General features: G+C 64.8%; 4 protein-coding genes. All 4 read right to left on the bottom strand.

The genetic code is table 11. The features are described from left to right. Positions 1-205, bottom strand: a 205-nt coding sequence (locus ACT4OC_RS11115) for a type II toxin-antitoxin system TacA family antitoxin (protein ID WP_444839032.1), incomplete at its 3' end; no start/stop codon positions are given. Positions 206-278: 73 nt separating this feature from the next. Continuing rightward, a complete protein-coding gene (locus ACT4OC_RS11110) occupies positions 279-1784 on the bottom strand; it encodes a DUF3363 domain-containing protein (protein WP_444839035.1) in 1506 nt (501 codons plus the stop codon). 1376 nt (positions 1785-3160) lie between these two features. Then, positions 3161-3871 carry a lytic transglycosylase domain-containing protein gene (locus tag ACT4OC_RS11105; protein ID WP_444839034.1) on the bottom strand — a complete coding sequence of 237 codons (711 nt, stop codon included), beginning with the start codon at positions 3869-3871 and terminating at the stop codon, positions 3161-3163. A 256-nt stretch (positions 3872-4127) separates the two neighbouring features. Further along, positions 4128-4298: DUF736 domain-containing protein (locus tag ACT4OC_RS11100; protein WP_444839033.1), on the bottom strand; the 171-nt coding region annotated here is incomplete at its 5' end.

Here is a 4298-nt window from a genome sequence, read left to right as displayed (position 1 = left end):
GCGCCGCCAGAAACGCCTTCCAGTGCGCCGGGTCGAGCCCAAAATGCTGACGATCGGGTAACGCCTCCTGGGCGCGGTCGAGCGCGCTCTCCAGCACGAATTCGCTGACCGAGCGCCGCGACGCTTGCGCTGCGGCATTCAGCACCCGCTTCGCCTCCGGCGTCAGGCGCAAATCGAGTTTCTCGGATCTGGTCGCGTTGGCCATTATGACATCTCCTGATGCCCTATCTAGCATGTCCGGCCTCCTTTGTCATGACATTGTCTGGCGGGTTTCCCGGTCAAAGCCCCAGCCCCAATTTGCGCCCGAATTGCCAGGACACCGATCCACCTTGGACTGTGCCCACCACCTCGCGGCCGAGCCGGCTCTCGATCACCGGTCGCCAGGGCACCAGCGTAAATTCTCGGGCGTTCTCGACCAGCGCGAACTTGCCACTCGAGAGCTGGACGGTCTGCTTGAAGACGCCCTGCACCGTCTCGCCATCGCTGCAGGGGCGAAACGGCAGCGAACGCGAGGCTGCGAGCGCAGCACCTGCGCGCGCGACATCGTGTTGTTCGAGCGTGGCGAGCAGATTGCGGCGGTAGAAAATCCGGCCGTCGGCATGGCGGATCGCGTCGCCCTGCTCGATCAGATGCTCGCGGCGGCGATCCATGGCCTTAAGTACCTCCTGCCCGAAGCCGGCCGCAACCAGATCAGCGGCACCTCGCCCGACCAGGCGGCGATCGAGCCAGGTCGCGCCGTCAGCTTCGATCTGCCTTTCCAGGTCGAAGGTCGAAAGCATGCGAATGTTGAGCTGGCGATTTCGCGTGGCATCATAGGCCGCGGCCCGGCTCTCGAAATCTTGCGGGAGACGCCAATGGTCGGCATCGATCCGCTCGACGATCCCAGCCCGGCGCAGCGCCTCGAGCCGGCGAACATGGGCGTCGATGAAGCCGTCATGGTCGCCCCCGGGAACGCGGCCGTCGAACCGCGCCCGCTCCAGATGGCGGCTCGGCCGATAGACGCCCTCCTCCGCCATGGCGGCAATGGCGCGATCGGCCGGACGGTGGCCTGCCTCAGTCGATCCGATCTCGACGATGCTGCCGATACCGATGTCCTCGACCCCAGCCGGATCGACGCCGGGAACGTGGTGGGTGCGGCCGTCGACGCCATCGATGATGAGGGTCAGGTTTTCGCCGAGCTCGTCGGAGAGATGCTTGTCGATGACGCGGCCGACGATCGGCGTCGAGGGCGAGCCGTCGTGAATCCGAAAACTCGCCCGGTCGCGCTGAAGGCCTTCCGCCTCCAATGCCCTATGCATGCTCTTGATGATATCGCCGCGCTCGCCCAGTTCGCGCAAGGTCGGCTCCAGCTTTGCGCTCAACTGCCAGCGGCCCGGCGCCTCTTCGGTCGCGAGTCCCATTGCCTCCAACTTGCCAAGCCGCGCCAGCCGCAACGCGCGGTCGGAGATACCGCGCGGATCGGCCGGCGCGTGCCGCAGGTCAAGGCCAACGTCACTGGCCTCCGCGATCAACGCCCGATCGATGCGGGTGAAGCAGTCCTGATCGATCTCGGCCGTGAGCTTTCGCCGTTGCTCGATCTCGGTGACAGGACCGAGTTCGAGCGTCACCAGCTCGCTTGCCCGCTCGCGAATGCCATGGGCGATGTAATCGCCGTTGATGACCAGATCCTCGCCTAGCTCATCCCGGCCGTTGACGATGACGTGAACATGGGGATGGCCGGTGTTGAAATGGTTCACCGCCACCCAGTCGAGCTTCGTTCCCAGGTCACCTTCGAGTTTGCTCATGAGATCGCGGGTGAAGCCCGTCAGGTCTCCGAGTTCTGCGCTCTCCTCGGGCGACACGATAAATCGAAACTGATGGCGATCATCCTTGCCCCGATCGAGGAAGGCATCGCCGTCGGCCCGATCCCGTGTCGCCGAATAAAGCCGCCCGCGCTCGCCATCGCGCGAGGTGCCGTCACGCTGAATATAACGCAGATGCGCGGCGGCGCGGCCGCATCTGCCGGCGGCGCGTACCGAGCGTGACTTGACCATGACGCGCCGGGCGCCCGGTTGACGGTGGCTCCACCCGCGTTCACCCAAGGTGCGGCCGCGAACGAAGGCGGCGCCGCGCCCGCGCCGTACGCCCCGGCCGGCGCCGGCCTTGACCCGCGCCCGTCCCATCCCGCTGCTCTTGACATAGGCGGATGCTCCAGGCGGCCCGGCGCCATGCTGGCGGGCAATTTTGCGAACCCTGCTGAAGAAACTCCTGGTGACCGCGCCGCCACGGCCATCCGAGCGGATGCGGCCGGGCCGCGGCCGGAAGCGATCTTCGTCATCCCTGTTCATCGGCATCGATGTAGGCGATCAATGCAAAAACACAACAAAACGACCCATGGTGCCGCGAAAAGCTGCGCGGGCATTGAGGTTTTGCAAGAGAGCGGCACTGCGCTGCGTTCTGGACGGTGCCGCGCGCCGTCTCTCAACCAGTGTGCAGACCACGAACTTTTTGCGCGATGGCCAAAGATGGTGCCATCCGCTTTAATCTTGCCCTCGCCCTCGCCCTCGACCCTTCCCACTGTCGTGGTCTCCCGGTCGCTGGTTCCCAGGGCCCAACTTCCAAGCCAACAGACTCTCGGTACTCGCGGCGATTTGCGACAAAATGCAGTTCGGGTCGTTGCGGTAGATCCTTCAATAGCGCCTGCCCGAACACGTCGGCTGGTAGCCGATTCATTGCGAAAGAGCCGCTGCGACTTGGCAGTTGACTTGCGAAGCCCCCACTGTTTGCGAGCGTTTGCGATAGCGATCGTTACCCGAAGGGCCGAGACACCCGTAGGGTGGCTCGGTGAGGAGCGAAGCGACGAGTAGAGCGCGGGCCGAAGGCATCGCCCGTATGCCATCAGCACGTTATTGTCGCACTCCTCCGCGAACTCTTGCCCGCGTGAGCGAGGGTCCTTTAGTAGCAAACCCGAAAGTCTTAGCGTCATGATCGTGTTGCAGCGTTTCGAATGCAAACCGAATGTCCGTCACGGGGCGCCAGCGAACCTGGAAACTGACGGCTGATATCACGAGCTGCCCGATGTGCAGCCGCCGGACGCTTACTCCCGCTGCCTTTGCCTCCCACCTGTCGCTGTTCTCGAAAATCACGCTCCAAAATCCGCACAACGGATCGGTCCCGGCGCTCAGCGTGGAGGACCGCTGGAAGTCCGCCTGACGAATAACGATGCGCTTTCGTGCTTGCGGTTAGATCGCCGTCCGACCGATGGTTCGAACCCGCTGAAATCGGTCACCGGACGTGCGCGCAATCGACCGTCGGATTGCGGCCGACCTGCGGACGGAGTACTGCCGGCAACTGCAGCGAAGAGTGGCGCACGTGTCCATGCGGCGGGACCGGCCGCGATGACGACGCCGCGGTTGAGCAGACCGCTGCCAATCAGCGGCGCAAGCGCTGCCACATAGGCGCGCGTTTCCGCGGGCAACGGGCGACCCGTTGCAAGATACTCCGCATATCGGCCGGGGCCGGCGTTGTAGGCGGCGAGAAAGCCCGCCGCGCCGTAGCGATCGTACAACTCGCGCAGGAAAGCTGTACCCGCCAAAATGTTGTCGCGGGGATCGCGGGGATTGCGCCCGAGCCGGTAACGCAGCCGCATTCCAGCCCAGGTATCGGGCATGATCTGCATCAGCCCGATGGCGCCCTTTGGCGACACGGCTTGCGCATGGCCGCTGCTTTCGACGCGCATCACCGCCCGTATCCAGCGTTCCGGGATGCCAAACCGCCGCGACGCCTCGGCGACTTCTGCGGCATAGCCATCGACGGGATTGACCTCCGTCGTCGATCCGGGTTGCGGCTTTAACGATGCTGCAGGAACTATGCTGATGGTGCCGCCCATCATCGCCAGCACGATCGCTGTTATGATCAAGCCTCGGGCGCACCCGCCGCCCCCCACCGGACGAGAACGTGCCACCGTGCTCGCCTCCGTCAAGGGCAAGGCACGCGCGCCGGCCTGCGGCCGCCCCCGGATCAAGTCCGGGGCAGGCTCTTGACCGACGCTGCGCGCGACGGCCGCCGAAATGCCGATCGGGGCGAAGGGATTGACCGGCTTTCGATCGAACAAAGGGATTGGACTTGCAGGCCGGACACTCATGGCATCACGCCGTCTCATTGCGACGTGGCGGGCGATTCCACAGCAGATTGAATGCCGTTCCCTGATCGTCGGCCTGGAACAGATTGGCGCGGATCGGTTGTCTTAAGGTCGGACCGTCAAGGTGCAGCGAAACGTAGTCACCGGCCTTCTCGCCGTTGCGTTTCCAGCCCGCGCC

This window comes from Bradyrhizobium sp. (assembly GCF_052389815.1).
Lineage (GTDB): Bacteria > Pseudomonadota > Alphaproteobacteria > Rhizobiales > Xanthobacteraceae > Bradyrhizobium.
Note: the sequence above shows the minus strand (reverse complement) of the source record. Positions and strands in the feature narration are given on the sequence as shown.